Genomic DNA, 16,692 nt, shown 5'->3' with positions numbered 1-16,692 from the left:
GCCACTTTGTGTTTGCCGTGAATCAGGCCGAAAGCGCCCCCGACCCTCCACTGGCAACGCCCGTAATTTGAAATGTCCTGACGAAATACCGGTGTGACTATCGTGAGAAAACTCAAAACGTGCCCGATTCACAACGAGGTGCGCGTCCTGGTCGCCGACGATGTGCCGTGGTGGAAGGCAGGGCATTTGGGCAGGGGCGCGTTGCGTCGGGGGTTTGTCGGCGCGTGGGCGTTCATCTGCTCGGCCCACGCGGCTTAGTGTCCCGCCTGGCAAATATGACGCAACTGCGTATCCCATTCCATCCCATGTCAGCGTGATGTTTTTCCTGGCCATCGCGGCAGGCGGGGGTTTCGTGAGTTGCGTCATGAGCACGCCAAGCGTAAATTGTGACTGCAATCACAAACATATCGCTGTCGACACGTGGCGGGAGAGTCCCGTCCAAGCCATGGTCGGGCGCCGTAGGAGCAATTCCTCCCCAGGAAACTCTCAGGCCCCCGCACCGCCACGAAGAGGCGAATCTGGAAAGCAGTACGGTCGAATCCGTACTCACCGAAGGAGCAAGTCCCACCCTGTTCGGGTCGGGATGGAAACTCTCAGGTAAGTAAACAGATTGGGGAGGATCCAAAGAACAGCGCGGCATCGCCCGCGCGCTATTCGGGAGTTCCTCCAAGTTGCTACCCACCCATGCCACTGCCCGGCTGCCCATTGGCGCGCCCGCCGGCCTGCTCCGCGATCCCGCTTTGCTGGATCCGGAGTTCGCCGCGCGCCGCCACTGGGCACTCCTGCAAGTGCGTCGGCATGGGAATGGTTGCCTCGGAGAACAATGCGGCGGACGCGAGTCAGAACCTCGCCCGCGCAGGCAAATGCTGCTGGGGAATCGTCCACGGCATGCCACCGAAGCACCAGCACCCATCTGGAAGGCAACAGCATGAGCAACAACAGTTCCGCGCCCCACCTCGAGCGCGGGCTCTCCAACCGCCACATCCAACTGATCGCGATCGGCGGGGCCATTGGCACCGGCCTGTTCATGGGCTCGGGCAAGACCATCTCGGTCGCCGGGCCTTCAGTGATCTTCGTATACATGATTATCGGCTTCATGCTCTTCTTCGTGATGCGCGCGATGGGCGAATTGCTGCTGAGCAACACCAACTACAAGAACTTTTCCGACTTCGCCGGGGACATTCTTGGTCCGTGGGCGGCATTCTTCACCGGCTGGACTTATTGGTTCTGCTGGGTGGTAACGGGCATCGCCGACGTTGTGGCGATCTCCCACTATGTGGCGTACTGGTGGAAGGACTTGCCGCTGTGGATCCCGGCCGTGGCCTGCATCCTGTTGCTGGTGGCACTTAACCTGCCGAGCGTGAAGAACTTCGGCGAAACCGAGTTCTGGTTTGCCTTGGTCAAGATCGTCGCCATCGGCGCGCTGATCGTCATTGGCCTGGTCATGGTCATCACGGGCTTCGAGCACAACGGCGTCACAGCCTCCTTCACGAACCTCTGGAGCGACGGCGGGATGTTCCCGACCGGCTTCATGGGCTTCGTCGCCGGCTTCCAGATCGCCGTGTTCGCGTTCGTCGGCATCGAGCTGGTCGGTACCACCGCCGCCGAGACGAAGGACCCTGAGACGACCCTGCCGCGTGCGATCAACTCCATCCCGATCCGCATCCTGTTCTTCTACGTCGGCGCATTGGTCATCCTCATGGCGGTCCAGCCGTGGAACCTGTTCAGCGCCGAGGAGTCACCGTTTGTGGGCATGTTCGCCCTGGCAGGCCTTGCCGGTGCCGCCGGCATTGTGAACTTTGTGGTGCTCACCTCGGCAACCTCCAGTGCAAACTCCGGTATCTACTCGACTTCCCGCATGATCCACGGACTGGCCGAGGAGGGCGACGCTCCCAAGGTCTTCGCGAAGCTCTCCCGGACCAAGGTTCCGCGCAACGCACTGCTGTTCTCCTGCATGTTCCTGCTTGCCGGCGTGGCATTGCTCTACGCCGAGGGTTCGGTGGCTGAGGCCTTCACCTTGGTCACCACTGTCTCGGCGCTGTGCTTCATGTTCGTGTGGTCGATCATCCTGGTCAGCTACATCGTCTACCGCGGTCGCCGTCCGCAGCTGCACGAGGAGAGCAAGTTCAAGATGCCCGGTGGAACGTTCATGCCCTATGTGGTGCTCGCGTTCTTCGGCTTCATCATCTGGGCACTGACCACCCAGGCCGACACCTTGATGGCACTGCTCTTCACCCCGATCTGGTTCGTTGCACTGGGCATCGGCTACATGCTGCTTCGCCGCAGCCCGCAGCATGCGGCGTTGCGTGCCTTGCACGGGGCCAAGGTCATTGAGGAGCACAAGAGCGCGGCGGCATTCAACGCCGGCCTCGGTGCAGAGGAGCCGAAGCTCCGGGAGCCGGCCGCAAAGTAGCCGCCGGCACGAACCAACGCGACAAGACGCCGGGGCCGCACCCAAAGGTGTGGCCCCGGCGTCTTGCCACTGGGAAGTTCATCGTGGTCCTCGCAGGCATCCACACAACCACGGTGCTGCTGCTGTTGGTGCGGCGTCAGGGGCCGCGGGTCTTCACACGGAAGGCCCGGAAGTTCGAGCGCGGACATGACTGGAATCCCGGTACGTCTTTGAACTTGAGAACCTCTTCTCCGTGAACATAGCAGGAGACTGCTCCCGTCACGCCGCGATCTGAAGCGTCAGAGGATGTAGGAGGCGATGAGCTGCGAGAGAGCTCGTACATCGACCCTTCCCTTGAATTCAAGGCGCACCTTGCCCAGGCCGCTGAACCACAGGTCCAGCTCGGCATCGAGGTCGAAGGTTCCGGCGGTCTCCACGGAGAACGACTGGACCTTGGAGTAGGGCAACGACGTGTAGTCGCGCTTCTTGCCCGTGATGCCCTGGATATTCACCGCAATAAGCCGCCTATTCGTGAAGACCACGTAGTCGCGCACGCCCTTGAACGCCGCGAGTAGCTCCTCGCCCTGCACAAACAAGGGCGTGATTTCACCTGCCACGTCATTGGGGTTGCACGGGCTGAGCTTGAAAACGGAGGAATTGTTGAAATCGATCATGCCTCGACCCTACCGAGCCGGGGCGACAACAAGGCTTGGGCAAGGCCCTCCGCCCGGCCGCGGCCAAGGGCAATGAGCCGGTTTCAATGAGGTCCTATCCTGAATCTCTCAGCGCCCAAACATCCGATCGAGGAAACGGTGAATCGCACCGCGGTCGCCTAGATGCCCCTCGAGCTCCCATGGACCCGCCGCGGCGTCGGGCAACCGACCGTCTTCGCCGTATAGCAAGTGCCCTGTACCTGGTCCTGGATTTTGGGCGCCGGCCAGATTTGGAAGGCCCGGGCTGGACGCGGATCCATGCAGCGCGGTCGGCCCCACCCGGGAGATGTTTCTTGCGGGGTTTTCTGTGTGGGAATGAACGTGTTTCATGGTCGTCACCGGTCCTTCTTGCCGTACCACAATTCTAGATTCGCTAGCTCAAACGGGGCATTGAATTCGGCCAGCGATTTTGGGACGGAGCGAGGAGAATGCGGGTTCTTTTCCCGGAAACGCATACTGCGCACTTCTGCGGACGAGAAGCAAAGTCACATGCTGGAAAGTAATTTGGTTCTTCGCGTACCCTGAAAAAGTGAGCACCCCCACATGGAACCGCCCGGCAGGTCCGCAGAAGGCCGCGCTCTCGGTCGAAGACGCCGAAGAGCTGGACGTCATTTCTCTTGGGCGCCGGATCCGCCACCTGCGCAAGGCCAAGGGGATGACCTTGGATGATCTTTCCGAGGCTGTCGGAACGGCACCTAGCCAGCTGTCCCTCATGGAGAACGGCAAGCGAGAGCCCAAGCTCAGTATGCTCAAAACGCTGGCCGGCATCTTTGGAGTCGGCCTGGACGAATTGCTAGGGGCCGAACCGCCGACCAAGCGGGCCGCACTGGAGATCGAACTCGAGCGGGCCCAGCGAGGGCCGCTCTACCAATCGCTCGGACTGCCCAAGGTGCGCATTTCCTCCCGGCTGCCCATGGATGTGCTTGAGTCCTTGGTCGGGTTGCAGGGAGAGCTTGAGCGGCGGCTCAATGAGCAGTCGGCAACGCCGGAGGAAGCACGCCGCGCCAACGTTGAGCTGCGCGGGGAAATGCGGGAGCGCAACAACTACTACCCGGACATCGAAAAGGAAGCGGCCAAGGTGCTCAAGTCCATCGGCCACACCTCCGGACCGCTTTCCCACCACCAGATCGCCGATATTGCCGGACACTTGGGCTTCTCGCTGCACAACGTCTCGGATCTGCCGCACTCCACGCGGTCGGTGACCGACCTCAAGAACATGCGCGTCTACCTGACCCAGTCCCAGCGCTCCGAACATTCAACCCGTTCGGTGCTGCTGCAGGCCTTTGGCCACCACGTCCTGGGTCATGCGGCGCCGCAGGATTACTCTGATTTCCTGCGCCAGCGCGTCGCGACCAACTACTTCGCGGCCTCGTTGATGATGCCGGAAAAGGCAACCGTCGACTTCTTGCAGAAGGCCAAGAGCGCCCGCGAGCTGGCCGTGGAGGACATCCGCGATGCCTTCGCCGTCTCCTATGAAACGGCCGCGCACAGGTTCACCAACCTGGCGACCGAGCACCTTGGTATTTCCGTGCACTTCCAGAAGGTCCACGAATCGGGCATCATCCACAAGGCCTACGAGAACGACGGCGTCAATTTCCCCATGGACCACATCGGGGCCATTGAGGGGCAGTCCGTGTGCCGTTACTGGACCAGCCGCGAAGTTTTTGAGGTGGCGGACCAGTTCAGCGCGTACAACCAGTACACCGACACCACCGCCGGCACCTTCTGGTGCACCGCGCGCACCGAGCGGTCCACCGCCGGAAAGTTCTCGCTAAGCATCGGCGTTCCCTACGTGCATGTGAAATGGTTCCGCGGGAGGGACACCACCGAGCGTTCGAGCTCGACGTGCCCGGATGAATCGTGCTGCCGCCGTCCGCCGCTGGATCTGCAGAAGGAGTGGGCCGGATACGCCTGGCCGAGCGCCAGGGCACAAACCCACCTGCTCGCGGCCATGCCGCAGGGCGCCTTCCCCGGCGTGGATGAGACCGAAGTCTATTCATTCCTTTCCGCGCACGCCCAAGAGCGCTAGTGCTCCGCGTCACATGATGGTTTCCTTTCCTGTGTAGCCTTGAATGACTGATAGGTATGGTGGGTAGCTCGTTTCGTCCGGCCGGACAACGGCAGCCACTTTCCCCAGAAAGGCCCACTGAATGAAGTATGTAGTCGGGTGCACCGAGGACAAGCGCGGGCGCGAAGCCATTTCCCTGGCACTTGTCCTCGCCAAGTCGTTGGCTGCCCCCGTACATGCCGAAATCGAACTGGTCCACATCATTCGCGGGGCCGCGCCCGGGGATGCGCTCTCCGGCTCCGAGCGCGCCTACCAGGATTTCCAGTTGCACTCCGCGCAGAAGTGGATGGACCGCGCACTGGCGCTGGTTCCCTCCGCTACGACGGGTCGAACGCATATCCGGTTCGCGGATTCGATGGCCGAAGGGCTGCTCGGGGCGGTGAGCGAGTTCAAAGCGGACCTGGTGGTCGTCGGGGCGGCCAGCACCGGCCCGTTCCGGCGTTTCACCGTGGGAAGCACGGCAAACGCCCTGCTGCATGTTTCTCCCGTGCCGGTGGCACTGGCGCCGTCCGGATACCTTCCCCCGCGGGAAATCACCCGCATCACCTGTGCGCTGGGCACCCGCACCGGTGCCGAATCCGTGCTTGAAGTCGCCGTGGATTCCGCGGCGATCCGCCATGTGCCGTTGCGGCTGGTTTCCCTGGTGGCGTTGGACTCCGAAGCTCACAAGGACAAAGGCACGGATTGGGCGCGAACCCACGCGCGGCAGGCCCTGGACCGGGCCGTGGAGGGCGTGGCAAGCCGGACCATCGTGACTGCGGATGTCGCCCAGGGCCGTTCCATCGAGGCAGCGATCGAGGGCCTGGAGTGGGACGAGTCCGAGATCGTCATGATCGGCTCCAGCCGCCTGGCGGCCCGCAGCCGGATTTTCCTGGGTTCCACGGCCAACAAGATGCTTCGGGTACTGCCCGTGCCCATGGTGGTTGTTCCCCGATTCCACGTGCCGGTGCCGGCCGCCGCCAGCCTGGCCCACATCTAGAGTCTGCGACCCGATCCATGACACCAGAGGCCCAGCACTTCCCGCCTGCGTTCTACGCGGAGGTCAAGACACCCATTGCCGTTTCCTCCGACTCGGCGGATCCGCTCTACAGGCAGCTGCGCCAGGCCTTGGAGCACCAGATCCTCTCGGGCGGCCTGGTTCCGAACCTGCCGCTGCCCTCGTCCAGGGAGCTGGCCCGGGAATTGGGCCTGTCCCGGAACACCGTGAACGCCGCCTACCAGGAGCTCCTGGCCTCCGGAATGATCGAGTCCCATTCGCGGCGCGGCTACTTCATCAACACCCAAATGATCGGCAAGCGGCAACCCCGCGGGGAGGCGACGCCCGCGGTCGGGTCGGCGGTGGACTGGTCCCGGCACATCCGCCCGCGGCTTGATGAAACGATGCCGGAAATCACCAAGGTGCGGGACTGGGCCGGCTACCCCTACCCGTTTGTGGCGGGCCAGGTCGACGAGCGCGATTTCCCCCGTTTGGGCTGGTCGCGTGCGTTGCGCGATGCGCTGGATCCGCCGCACCTCTTCTATTCGGTGCGCGACTCGGTGGACGAGGACGACCCGTACCTGGTCGAGACGCTGTGCAAGCGGGTGCTTCCGACGCGCGGAATCCACGCGAAACCCGAAAACATCCTCATCACCGCCGGGTCGCAACAGGGCTTGGACCTGTTGGCCCAGACCATGATGGGCGCCGATACGTGCGTCGGGGTCGAAAACCCCGGGTACGTCGATGCCCGGCACACCTTTGTCAGGGCGGGTGCAACGCTTCGCCCGCTGCCGGTGGACGAGAACGGCTTGGTGCCGCCGGAGCGCCTTGACGGGATCGACCTGCTCTACCTGACGCCCAGCCACCACAGCCCGACCAATGTCACGCTCTCGGGAGCGCGCCGGCGGCAGATCCTTGCAGGTGCCCGGGATGCCGGGGCGTTGGTCATCGAGGACGACTACGACAGCGAATTCAGGTACCGCGGAAAGCCGACGCCGGCGCTGAAGGCCCTGCCCGATTCGGAACACGTGATCTACCTGGGCTCCTTCACCAAGTTCCTGGCCCCGGGCCTGCGCATGGGCTACATGGTCGCCGAGGCCGAGCTCATTGCCGAGTTGCGGAACCAGCGGCGGTACAAGATCCGCCACATTCCCGGCCACCCGCAACGTGCCATGGCTCTGCTCATCGAATCGGGCCAGTACCAGCGCACCATTTCCCGCCGACGGACCCAATTGCAGCGCAAGTGGCAGGTGCTCACCGAGGCGCTCGAGGAATTCGTGCCATGGGAAATCCATTGCCCGCCCGGCGGCGTGAGCATTTGGGTCCGCGGCCCCGAGGAACTGGACTGCGTCCAGCTGGCGGCCGAGGCACTCAAGGCCGGGGTCGTCATCGAGCGTGGGGATGTTTTCTTTGACGATCCGGAGTCGAACCGGAATTACTTCCGCCTGGGTTTCGCCGCGATCAAGCTCGAAGCAATCCGGCCCGGCATCAGGGAACTGGGCCGAGTGATTGCCGGGCTTCCCTCATAAAGGGGCGGGCGTCGCCCTGGACCCGAATAACCGGGTCCCATCTGGACCTGTGCCTCGGCGCACCTGCTGGAGAACAGTTGTAACAGCGGGCGGAGGGCCGTCCTGCTGCCTGGTTCCGTTTTAACAAATCGCAATCGACAAAAATCGACAAGACAAAACCGACAAAGGAGTCGTCATGAATCAGTCCGGATCAGCCCCAGGCACCCTTGGCCGTCCGATGGACTCGGCAACCGCGCCGGTGCCCCAGCGGGCGGCGCTCATCGACACCTCGGCCATCACCGCCAATGTCCGGGCGCTTCGCGAGGTTGCCGGCGGGGCCAAGCTTCTGGCGGTGCTCAAGGCAGACGGCTACGGCCACGGAATCGTCCAGGCCGCACGGGCCGCATTGGACGGGGGAGCGGACTACCTGGGGACAGCGGTCCTCGAGGAGGCTTTCGCCGTGCGCGAGGCGGGAATCACCGCCCCGCTCTTCTCCTGGCTGGCGGCACCGGGTTCGCCCTACGCCAAGGCCATTGGGCAGGACATCGACCTTGCCGCATACTCGGTGGCCCAGCTGGAGGAAATCGCGGCGGCGGGAGATGCCGCCGGAAGGATTCCGCGCGTCCACCTGAAAATCGACACGGGCATGTGGCGGGGAGGCTCCACCCTGGAGGACTGGCCCGGGCTTTGCGCCGCGGCGCTGGCGCTCGAGCGGGCCGGCGGGATCCGCGGCGTGGGCATCTGGTCCCACCTGGCCTGCGCCGATGAGCCCGACCACCCCTCGGTGGCGGCGCAGCTCGAGATGTTCACCGAGGCCATCGGCATCGCCCGGGACATGGGGCTGGATCCGGAGCTGTGCCACATCGCCAACTCAGCCGCCACACTGGCCACTCCCGCGGCGCACTTCGACATGGTCCGCACCGGCATCGCCGTGTACGGGGTGAACCCGCTGCCCGAGGATCTGCGTGGCGGCTCCCCGACGCTGCGCCCGGCCATGACGTTGTGTGCGGCGATCGTGCAAACCAAGCGCGCACCGGCCGGCGCCGGGATCTCCTACGGGCACACCGAACTCACCGAAACCGAGACGACGCTTGCCGTGGTCCCGCTCGGCTACGCGGACGGCGTCTTCCGCAGTGCCAGTTCGCGCGGACCCGTGCAGCTCGCCGGGGGCCGGTACCGGGTGCTCGGCCGCGTCTGCATGGACCAATTTGTCATCGACGTTGCGGACGACGACGTGGTCCCGGGCGACAGGGCGGTGCTTTTCGGCCCGGGAGACGGCGGGGAGCCGCACGTGGAGGCGTGGGCGGAGGCCTCGGGAACCATCCCATACGAGATCCTGACGCGGGTTGGGTCCAGGGTGCCAAGGATCTACCTGTAGGTAGGTATCTGGTACCTAAAAACCCGTGCCAAATTGGGTCTGTATTAGGACCCAGGCAGCGGGCAAAGTGATATGCACCACACCGATTGATCGGGTTGGCGAGGACCTTGGCCACGGAGGCCGAAGGACCTGTCTGGAAAACTTTGAATGGAGGGGTCTCGTGACCAACTCAGATATCCGCAATCGCGCACAACGGCATCTCTACCCACACTTCACTACCGGTCAGGTGTGGAACGACCCGAACCTGCCGATCATCGTCAGGGGCGAGGGAAGCTACCTCTTCGACGAAGACGGCAACAAGTTCCTCGATGGCCTGGCCGGACTCTTCTGCGCCAACATCGGCCACGGTCGCCAGGACATCCCGAAGGCCGCGTACGAGCAGATGTCCAAGCTGGCCTACTGGACCAACTGGGGTTCGGCCCACCCGGCGGCCGTCGACGCGGCCACCGCGATCGCCGACCTGGCCCCGGGCGACCTGGACGTCGTCTTCTTCGTGAACTCCGGTTCCGAGGCCGTGGAATCCGCCATCAAGTTCGCCCGCCAGTACCACCGCGGCGAAGGCCAGCCGGAGCGCACCAAGATCATCGCCCGCAACATGGCCTACCACGGCACCACCCTCGGGGCCCTGGCAGTGACCGGCATCCCGGCCTACAAGGAAGCCTTCGGCACCTTGATGCCAGGGGTCTTCCACGTGCCGAACACCCTGGGCGAGGTCATCCCGGAGGGCGGCTCCGCGGCCGACCTTCCCTCGATCAAGGCGATCCGCGAGGTCATCGCCCGCGAGGGCGCGCACACCATTGCCGCGCTCTTCGCCGAGCCGGTGCAGAACTCCCGCGGCGCCCTGGTGCCGCCGGCCGGCTACTGGCAGGAACTGCGTTCGATCTGCGACGAGCACGGCATCCTGCTGGTCGCCGACGAGGTCATCACCGGATTCGGCCGCCTGGGCGAATGGTTCGGCAGCATCAAGTACGACGTGGTCCCCGACCTGATCACCTTCGCCAAGGGCTCCACCTCCGGCTACGCGCCGCTGGGCGGCGTGATCATCCGCAAGCCGCTGGCCGATGCCATGCTTGCCTCCCCGCAGGCCGGCATCTTCACCCACGGCGCCACCTGGGGCGGGCACCCGGTCTCCACCGCGGTGGCCGTCGCCAACCTCACGGCGCTGAAGGAGGAGAACGTGGTGGGCAATGTCCGCAGCCTCGAGCCGTACTTCCAGAACGGCCTCGACGCGATCGTTGCGGCGCACCCGAGCATCAAGGAATACCGCGGTGCCGGCTTCTTCTACGCCATCGAGCTCATGGGGGACCGCGAGTCCGGCCGCGAGCTGACCCCCGAGCAATCCAAGGCCCTGCTCACCAAGGTCATGCCGAAGGCGATGCGCGAGGTTAACCTCATCACCCGCCCGGACAACCGCGGCGCCACCATGCTGGTGCTCTCGCCGCCGCTGGTCGCCGACCAGGATGTTCTGGACGACCTGCTGAACAAGGTCGACCACGTGATGAGCGCGGCCGACAGCTTCCTCGAGGCCCCCGCAGCCCTGGCGTCGGTCTAAGGCACGGGGATAGGGAAAAAATCCGATGACCATTGCACCGGTGCGGCCCTCGGGCGTCGACGAAAACATGCTGGCACGCTTTCTTGCCGGCACCGCGCACGGCGCCCGGGGCCGCATCGTGCTGGCCGACGGCGAAGACCGCCGGGCAGTGGAAGCGGCGGCCATCCTGAACGGGTTCGGGGTGGAAACCATCCTTGTGGGTGAGGGCGATGCAGTGTCGGCCATTGCGCGGCAACAAGGCATCGCACTCACCGGGGACACCACCGTGATGGGAGCGGCCGAACTCCGCGCCGGCCCCGCCGGCGTTCACCTGGCCAAGAAGTGCGAGGCGCTCGGGGCGGCCAGGACGGCCGGCTGGATGGATGACCCGCTGTTCCTGGCCGTCGCCGCGGTCCCGTCCGGACTGGCCGACGCGGCGGTGGCCGGGGCAACCCGGCCCACCGCGGACGTGTTGCGGGCCGCCCTGCGCCTGGTGGGCACGGCGCCGGGGGCCGGCACGGTGTCCTCGTCCTTCCTGATGCGGCTGTCCGACGGCCGCTACCTGGGATACGGGGACTGCGCGGTCATCCCCGAACCCGATGCCGGGCAGCTGGCGGACATCGCCGCCGCGACGGCCAAGACCTTCGCCGCACTCACCGGCGAGGAACCGGCAGTGGCCATGCTGTCCTTCTCCACCGCTGGAAGCGCCGAGCACGAAACCATTTCAGCGGTTCGCGAGGCAACGGCTCTGGCCCGCACCCGGCACCCGGCCCTTCAGATCGACGGCGAACTCCAATTCGACGCCGCCCTTCTTGAATCGGTCGCCGCGTCCAAGGCCCCGCAGTCGGCGGTGGCCGGGCACGCCAACGTGTTCATCTTCCCGAACCTGGCCGCGGGCAACATCGGGTACAAAATCACCCAGCGCTTGGCGGGGGCGGAAGCCTACGGCCCGATCCTGCAGGGCTTGGCCGCACCGATCAACGACCTGTCCCGCGGCGCGTGCGTCGCGGACATCGTCAACGTTTCACTTATCAGCATGATGCAGTCCCAGAAATCGTGACCCTGTACGGTTCCCCAAGGACCGGTCATCACTTGCGATGGCACTCTAGCCATCCATCAAGAACGAGGTTCCAATGAAAGCGACAACAGATAAGCCGGTGGCGAACCCCATGGCCACGAGCCTGTCCGGTGCCGGAGACGACCAGCCCGAACGCATGCAAAAAACTCTCAAGGCCCGCTGGGTCTGGGCCATTGCCCTGGGCTCCGCAGTGGGCTGGGGCGCGTTCATTCTCCCCACCGACTGGTTGGCCATGGGCGGACCTCTCGGAGCGGTCTCAGGTTTCATGATCGGCGGTGCGCTCATGGTGCTCATTGCCGTCAGCTACGGATTCCTCATCAAGTCGTTCCCGGTGTCCGGCGGCGAATTGGCCTTTGCCTTAGTCGGCTTCGGGCGAACCCACGCCTTCTTCTGTGGTTGGTACCTGACCCTGGGCTACACCTGCATCGTGGCGCTGAATGCCTCGGCGCTGGCGCTGCTTTTCAGGAAGCTCATGCCGGACGTGGTCCAGCAGGGTTACCTGTACTCGGTGGCCGGCTGGGACGTGTATCTGGTGGAGGTCATCATTTCCATGGTTGCCCTGGCGGTCTTCGCCTACCTGAACATCCGCGGCACCGCACTGTCGGGCCAGATCCAGTTCATCGCCTGCGTCATCATGCTCGTTGCCGTCGCATGCATCCTGGTGGCAGTCATTGCCAGCCCGCAGGTCGTCTTCTCCAACGCGATGCCAGCCTTCCCCCAGGGAGTGAACCCGATTGCGGCCATTGCGGCGATCGTCGCAATCGCCCCGTGGGCCTTCATCGGCTTCGACAACGTGCCGCAGGCGGCCGAAGAATTCGATTTCCCGCCGTCCAAGGCCATGCGGCTGATCGTCCTGGCACTGCTCGCCGCGGCGCTGCTGTACGCGGCCATGATTGCCGCGGTGGCGATGGCCGCACCATGGGAAGCCCTGGTCGCCGGTGAATCTGCCTGGGGCACCGCGGACGCGCTGACCGGCGTGATGGGCGGAAGCGGTATGCTGCTGCTGACCATCGGCATCACCATGGGCGTGAGCACCGGACTGAACGGTTTCTACGTGTCGGCCAGCCGCATCCTGTTGGGCATGGGCCGCGCCCAAATGGTTCCGAAGATGTTTGCCCGACTGCACCCGAAGTACAAGACCCCCTACATCGGCATCATCTTCGTCGGCGCCGTATGCCTGATCAGTCCGTGGTTTGGCCGTGCGGCACTGACCTGGGTGGTTGACATGTCGGCCGTCGGTGTCACCGTCGCCTACCTCTACACCTGTCTGTGCGCGTTCCGCCTCTTCCGCACCACCGGGGCCCCGGTGCGCGAGGGTACCCTGGAAGGCACCAACTCGACGTCAAAGAAGGTGCTCAGCGCGCTTGGCGCGGTGACATCCATGGTCTTCATGGGTCTGTTGCTGATCCCCGGTTCCCCGGGCGCGCTGGGCAAGGAATCCATGCTGGCACTGGCTGTCTGGTCGCTGCTGGGCGTCGTTTTCTTCCTGATGCGCCGCAAGCACAACAAAACGCTGACCGACGACCAGGTCGACATCCTGGTGCTGGGAGCTCCGCGCCCCGAAGGCAGCGAACTCAAGTCCGCGAGCCGCCGGGCAACGGCCTAGAGCCCCAGGCAAAACCTACGGTGTGGTGTGCCGGGACAGCGACGGATGTCGCCGCCCCGGCACACCATACTTATGTGTTTGGGCGGCCGGCTCATAGCGCACCGCAGGAGGGACTATAGGAAACCGACCCCCCCCGCTGCTTGGGTTTTTCGGCGGAATGCGTTGTTAGGCTTTCGCCACAACACGCCGCAGGGGCCAGGGCTCCGGCCTGAGATCCCGGACAACGGCTGGATTGGGTGCGAGTAGTCTGGGGCGTGGATTGCTTGGGCACGCGTGAAAGGGATTCCATGATGAGGGCAGTTCCGGCGGTCATCGCATTCCTGGCCCTTGCCTGTGGATTGTTGCTTCCGCGTGTTGATGAGCTGTACATATCGGGCCACGTGGCGGCCCTGGTGCTGGCCTTTGCCGTGCCGGCCGCTCATGGCTGGATTGAACGGAATCGGGGCCGTAGCGGTGACGGTGCCCGGCGTTTCCTGTTCCCCGGAATGATGGTCCTCGCGGTGCTTTCCGCCGTTGCCAGTTCCATGTTGCTCGCCCTGGGCAGCGTGGAGGGGTCGGCCGGCGACATCGGCTGTTTCGCACTGTGGATCCTCTCCACCGCCGGCCTGCTCGGGCTGTCCCTTGCGGTGATCGACTTCGGGGATCGGCGCGCGGCGAAACCGCCCACCCGCGGCGCCTGACCGGTCGTTGGCCCGCGGTCGGAGTCCGACCCGGAGCGGCAGCGGTCCGTTCAGTGCGCCAAGCGAAGCGATCGTTCGAGCAGCCCCAGCAAGTCGCGGACGGATTCGGAGCCGCCTAAGCGTTCGGCGTCGAGGATCAGGTTGCGCCTGAAGTACGGGCTCATGTCCAGGCCCAGGCCGAGTCCTGCGATGCCGATTTCCCCCGCGGACTCGATCCCGCGCACCACCTGCGTGAGGTCGTGCTGCAGGTAGTTTTCGTCGTTTGCGTTGGCTGTGGCCCCGTCTGCGGGGCTGCCGTCGGAAATGACAATAAGGATCCTGCGTTCCTCCTCGCGCTTGGCCAGCCGGGAAGCGGCCCAGCGCACGGCCTCCCCGTCGACCCCCTCCCGGTACAGGGTCTGTTTCAGCATGGCGGCCAGGCCGTCACGTCCGGTGCGCCAGGAGGTTTCGGCGTCCTTGAAAATCAGGTGGTTCAGCTCGTTGAGGCGACCGGGGTTTCCCTGTGCGCCGGCCCGCCGCCAATCCTTCAGCGCCCGTCCGCCGTTCCATGCCCCGGTGGTGTAGCCGAGGACCTCGCAGGGAACCTCGATGCGCTCGAGCGCGCGCACCAGGACGTCGAGGAAGGCGGCGAGCCCCTCGGTGTGTTGTTTCATAGAGCCCGAGCAATCGACAAGGAACGTGAGTGTTGTGGCGGCCCGGGGTTCGAGGCGTTGGGTCTTGAAGAGCCTGCGTTCGACGGGGGAGGCCACCAATTGGGTCAGCCGCGAGCCGTCCAGCACCCCTTCCTCCTTGCCCGAGTCGAAACCGGATTCCTCCGGCACGCAGAGCAACGCCTGCAGGCGTTTGGCAAGGAGCTGCACGTTCACGGCCTCGGTGTGCACGCGGGCGGCAACACGTTCGCGGTATCCCTGAAGCAATTCCTTGCGCACCAACGACGCGGCCCGGAGTTCCTTGTCGTAGGCCCGGGTGAAAACCGTGTATCCCTGCGTGGAACCGGACAGCGCGGCGCTGGTGCCGGATGCCGCCGTGCCGATCTGCGTGGCCTCATGTTCCACGTCCAACAGCAGGGCGAACGCCGATTCCCTGGCCCTCCCGTCTTTCGCCTTGGGCTTGGGTTTCTGCCGGGCCTCGAGGGCGTCGACGTTTTCGGCCACCAGCTCGGCAATCTTCAGGGCGGCTGTAGCGAAGGCGCATTGGTCTTCCCGGTGCCGGCGCAGGGCCGGAAGCAGGTGGCCCAGCGAGCCGGCGAGGTTGGCCCGGGTGGATTCGATCATGTCCTCGGATTCCTCGACGACGGGTTCGCCGGTGATCCTTGAGCGGGTGACCTGGAAGATTGTGTACAGCAAGATGCCGAGGGCGGTTTCGGTGAACCCCGAGGCCAGGTATTCCTTTGACCAGGTCTCGTGGCTCAGGCGGAGGTTGGCGAGCACCCCGGGAAGGTCCGCGAGGGATTCGCAGCGGAATTGTTCGAGGACCTCGAACACCAGTCTGGCACTGGGGGATTCGGGTAGGGCCGCGCGGTGCATTGCCGCGTCCGAATGCAGCACACGCAATGCCATGCCGTCGCTGGCGCCCCTGAAAGATTCGAAGGATGCCGTCTCGGGGGGTGGATAGAGGTGCGGGGCGTTCAATGCCAGGATGTTGGTCCCGCGGTAGACATGCCGTCCGAGCAGGTCCAGCGCCGGGTCCCGGGCCAGGGCGCGCAGGCTGGCCGCGCACAGCTGCCGGATTTCCTGGGTCCGGCGTTCTGAGGCAAGCTGCGCGCCCGCGGCACCCACGTCCCTAGACTCCGGCCGGGACGAGCGCGAACGACTCGTCGAGTTCGGAGGCGAAGCACCGCTGGTAGTACTCGGAGATGGTGAAGCGTTCGGCCTCGTCGCACTTGTTGACGAAGGAAAGCCGGAAGGCCAGGCCCGGGTCGCGGAAGATCGAGATGTTCTCCGCCCAGGTGATCACCGTGCGCGGGGACATGAGCGTGGAGATGTCGCCGGCGGCAAAGCCGTCGCGGGTCAGCGTGGCGACCTGCACCATGGAGCGGATTAGTTCCATGCCGTTGGCGTCGGCAAGCGCCGGGACACGGGCCGCGACGATCTGCGCCTCGTCCTCGAGGGGCAGGTAGTTCAGCGCCGCCACGATGTTCCAGCGGTCCAGCTGCGCATGGTTCAGCCGCTGCACCCCGTGGTACATGCCGTTGAGGTTGCCCAGTCCCACGGTGTTGGACGTGGCAAAAAGCCTGAAGTGCGGGTGCGGGTGGATGACCCGGTTCTGGTCGGTCAGCGTGAAGCTGCCCTCGCGCTCCAGCAGGCGCTGGATCACGAACATCACGTCCGGGCGCCCGGCGTCGTATTCGTCGAAGATCAAGGCCATGGGCTGGACCATCGCCCAGGGCACCACGCCCTCCTGGAACTGGGTGGCGGGTTGGCCGTCCCGGACGACCACGGTGTCCTTGCCGACCAGGTCCAGCCGGCTGATGTGCCCGTCCAGGTTCACGCGCATGGCGGGCCAGTTCAGCCGGGCGGCGACTTGTTCGATGTGGGTGGATTTCCCGGTGCCGTGCAATCCCTGGACCATGACGCGGCTGTTGTGCGTGAAGCCGGCCAGGATGGCCAGGGTGGTGTCGCGGTTGAAACGGTAGGCGGGATCGATCTGCGGTACGTGTTCGGTGCGTTCGGCGAACTTGGCGACGCGCAGGTCGCTGTCGATGCCGAAGACCTCGCGCACCGACACGGGGGACTGGCCGGGCGCCTGGATCTCGTTCATTT

12 protein-coding genes and 1 riboswitch are annotated in these 16,692 nt (G+C 65.0%); of the genes, 9 read left to right on the top strand and 3 right to left on the bottom strand.

Going from position 1 to position 16,692, the window contains the following annotated elements; translation table 11 throughout:
• Positions 1 to 414: 414 nt before the first annotated feature.
• Positions 415 to 512: riboswitch (glycine riboswitch) on the top strand.
• Between the two features lie 416 nt (positions 513 to 928).
• Entirely contained in the window at positions 929 to 2,413 is a 1,485-nt protein-coding gene (gene cycA, locus JOF47_RS20405) for a D-serine/D-alanine/glycine transporter (protein ID WP_210002362.1), read from the top strand.
• 278 nt (positions 2,414 to 2,691) lie between these two features.
• On the opposite strand, the gene JOF47_RS20400 is transcribed toward cycA, so the two are convergent.
• Entirely contained in the window at positions 2,692 to 3,066 is a 375-nt protein-coding gene (locus tag JOF47_RS20400; protein ID WP_210002360.1) for a PH domain-containing protein, read from the bottom strand.
• Positions 3,067 to 3,607: 541 nt separating this feature from the next.
• On the opposite strand from JOF47_RS20400, the gene JOF47_RS20395 reads away from it, so the two are divergent.
• The 8 genes from JOF47_RS20395 to JOF47_RS20360 all read left to right on the top strand — a co-directional run bounded on the left by JOF47_RS20395 (position 3,608) and on the right by JOF47_RS20360 (position 13,930).
• Entirely contained in the window at positions 3,608 to 5,134 is a 1,527-nt protein-coding gene (locus JOF47_RS20395) for a helix-turn-helix domain-containing protein (protein ID WP_210002847.1), read from the top strand.
• Positions 5,135 to 5,255: 121 nt separating this feature from the next.
• Entirely contained in the window at positions 5,256 to 6,152 is an 897-nt protein-coding gene (locus tag JOF47_RS20390; protein WP_210002358.1) for a universal stress protein, read from the top strand.
• Positions 6,153 to 6,169: 17 nt separating this feature from the next.
• Positions 6,170 to 7,678 (top strand): MocR-like pyridoxine biosynthesis transcription factor PdxR, encoded by a 1,509-nt coding sequence (gene pdxR, locus JOF47_RS20385; protein WP_210002356.1) that lies wholly within the window; start codon positions 6,170 to 6,172, stop codon positions 7,676 to 7,678.
• Between the two features lie 175 nt (positions 7,679 to 7,853).
• Entirely contained in the window at positions 7,854 to 9,035 is a 1,182-nt protein-coding gene (gene alr / locus JOF47_RS20380; protein WP_342592881.1) for an alanine racemase, read from the top strand.
• Between the two features lie 160 nt (positions 9,036 to 9,195).
• Entirely contained in the window at positions 9,196 to 10,587 is a 1,392-nt protein-coding gene (locus JOF47_RS20375; protein ID WP_210002354.1) for an aspartate aminotransferase family protein, read from the top strand.
• Positions 10,588 to 10,612: 25 nt separating this feature from the next.
• Complete coding sequence (locus JOF47_RS20370; protein ID WP_245357088.1) at positions 10,613 to 11,626, top strand: phosphotransacetylase; 1,014 nt, start codon at positions 10,613 to 10,615, stop codon at positions 11,624 to 11,626.
• Between the two features lie 73 nt (positions 11,627 to 11,699).
• Positions 11,700 to 13,250 (top strand): APC family permease, encoded by a 1,551-nt coding sequence (locus JOF47_RS20365; protein WP_210002353.1) that lies wholly within the window; start codon positions 11,700 to 11,702, stop codon positions 13,248 to 13,250.
• Positions 13,251 to 13,537: 287 nt separating this feature from the next.
• A complete protein-coding gene (locus tag JOF47_RS20360; RefSeq protein ID WP_210002351.1) occupies positions 13,538 to 13,930 on the top strand; it encodes a hypothetical protein in 393 nt (130 codons plus the stop codon).
• A 50-nt stretch (positions 13,931 to 13,980) separates the two neighbouring features.
• Here JOF47_RS20360 and JOF47_RS22410 read toward each other — a convergent pair whose 3' ends face one another.
• Positions 13,981 to 15,708, bottom strand: a complete 1,728-nt coding sequence (locus JOF47_RS22410; protein WP_210002349.1) for a cobaltochelatase CobT-related protein — start codon at positions 15,706 to 15,708, stop codon at positions 13,981 to 13,983.
• A 4-nt stretch (positions 15,709 to 15,712) separates the two neighbouring features.
• Positions 15,713 to 16,690 carry an AAA family ATPase gene (locus JOF47_RS20350; protein WP_210002348.1) on the bottom strand — a complete coding sequence of 326 codons (978 nt, stop codon included), beginning with the start codon at positions 16,688 to 16,690 and terminating at the stop codon, positions 15,713 to 15,715.
• Positions 16,691 to 16,692 lie beyond the last annotated feature (2 nt).

This window comes from Paeniglutamicibacter kerguelensis, assembly GCF_017876535.1.
In the GTDB taxonomy this organism is placed as follows: domain Bacteria; phylum Actinomycetota; class Actinomycetes; order Actinomycetales; family Micrococcaceae; genus Paeniglutamicibacter; species Paeniglutamicibacter kerguelensis.
Note: the sequence above shows the minus strand (reverse complement) of the source record. Positions and strands in the feature narration are given on the sequence as shown.

Bases quoted from the DNA above. Each gene is read 5' to 3' on its own strand.
- JOF47_RS20360 (WP_210002351.1), top strand. From the start codon at position 13,538: ATGATGAGGGCAGTTCCGGCGGTCATCGCATTCCTGGCCCTTGCCTGT.
- alr (WP_342592881.1), top strand. From the start codon at position 7,854: ATGAATCAGTCCGGATCAGCCCCAGGCACCCTTGGCCGTCCGATGGAC.
- pdxR (WP_210002356.1), top strand. From the start codon at position 6,170: ATGACACCAGAGGCCCAGCACTTCCCGCCTGCGTTCTACGCGGAGGTC.
- JOF47_RS20365 (WP_210002353.1), top strand. From the start codon at position 11,700: ATGAAAGCGACAACAGATAAGCCGGTGGCGAACCCCATGGCCACGAGC.
- cycA (WP_210002362.1), top strand. From the start codon at position 929: ATGAGCAACAACAGTTCCGCGCCCCACCTCGAGCGCGGGCTCTCCAAC.
- JOF47_RS20390 (WP_210002358.1), top strand. From the start codon at position 5,256: ATGAAGTATGTAGTCGGGTGCACCGAGGACAAGCGCGGGCGCGAAGCC.
- JOF47_RS20350 (WP_210002348.1), bottom strand. From the start codon at position 16,690: ATGAACGAGATCCAGGCGCCCGGCCAGTCCCCCGTGTCGGTGCGCGAG.
- JOF47_RS20400 (WP_210002360.1), bottom strand. From the start codon at position 3,066: ATGATCGATTTCAACAATTCCTCCGTTTTCAAGCTCAGCCCGTGCAAC.
- JOF47_RS20370 (WP_245357088.1), top strand. From the start codon at position 10,613: ATGACCATTGCACCGGTGCGGCCCTCGGGCGTCGACGAAAACATGCTG.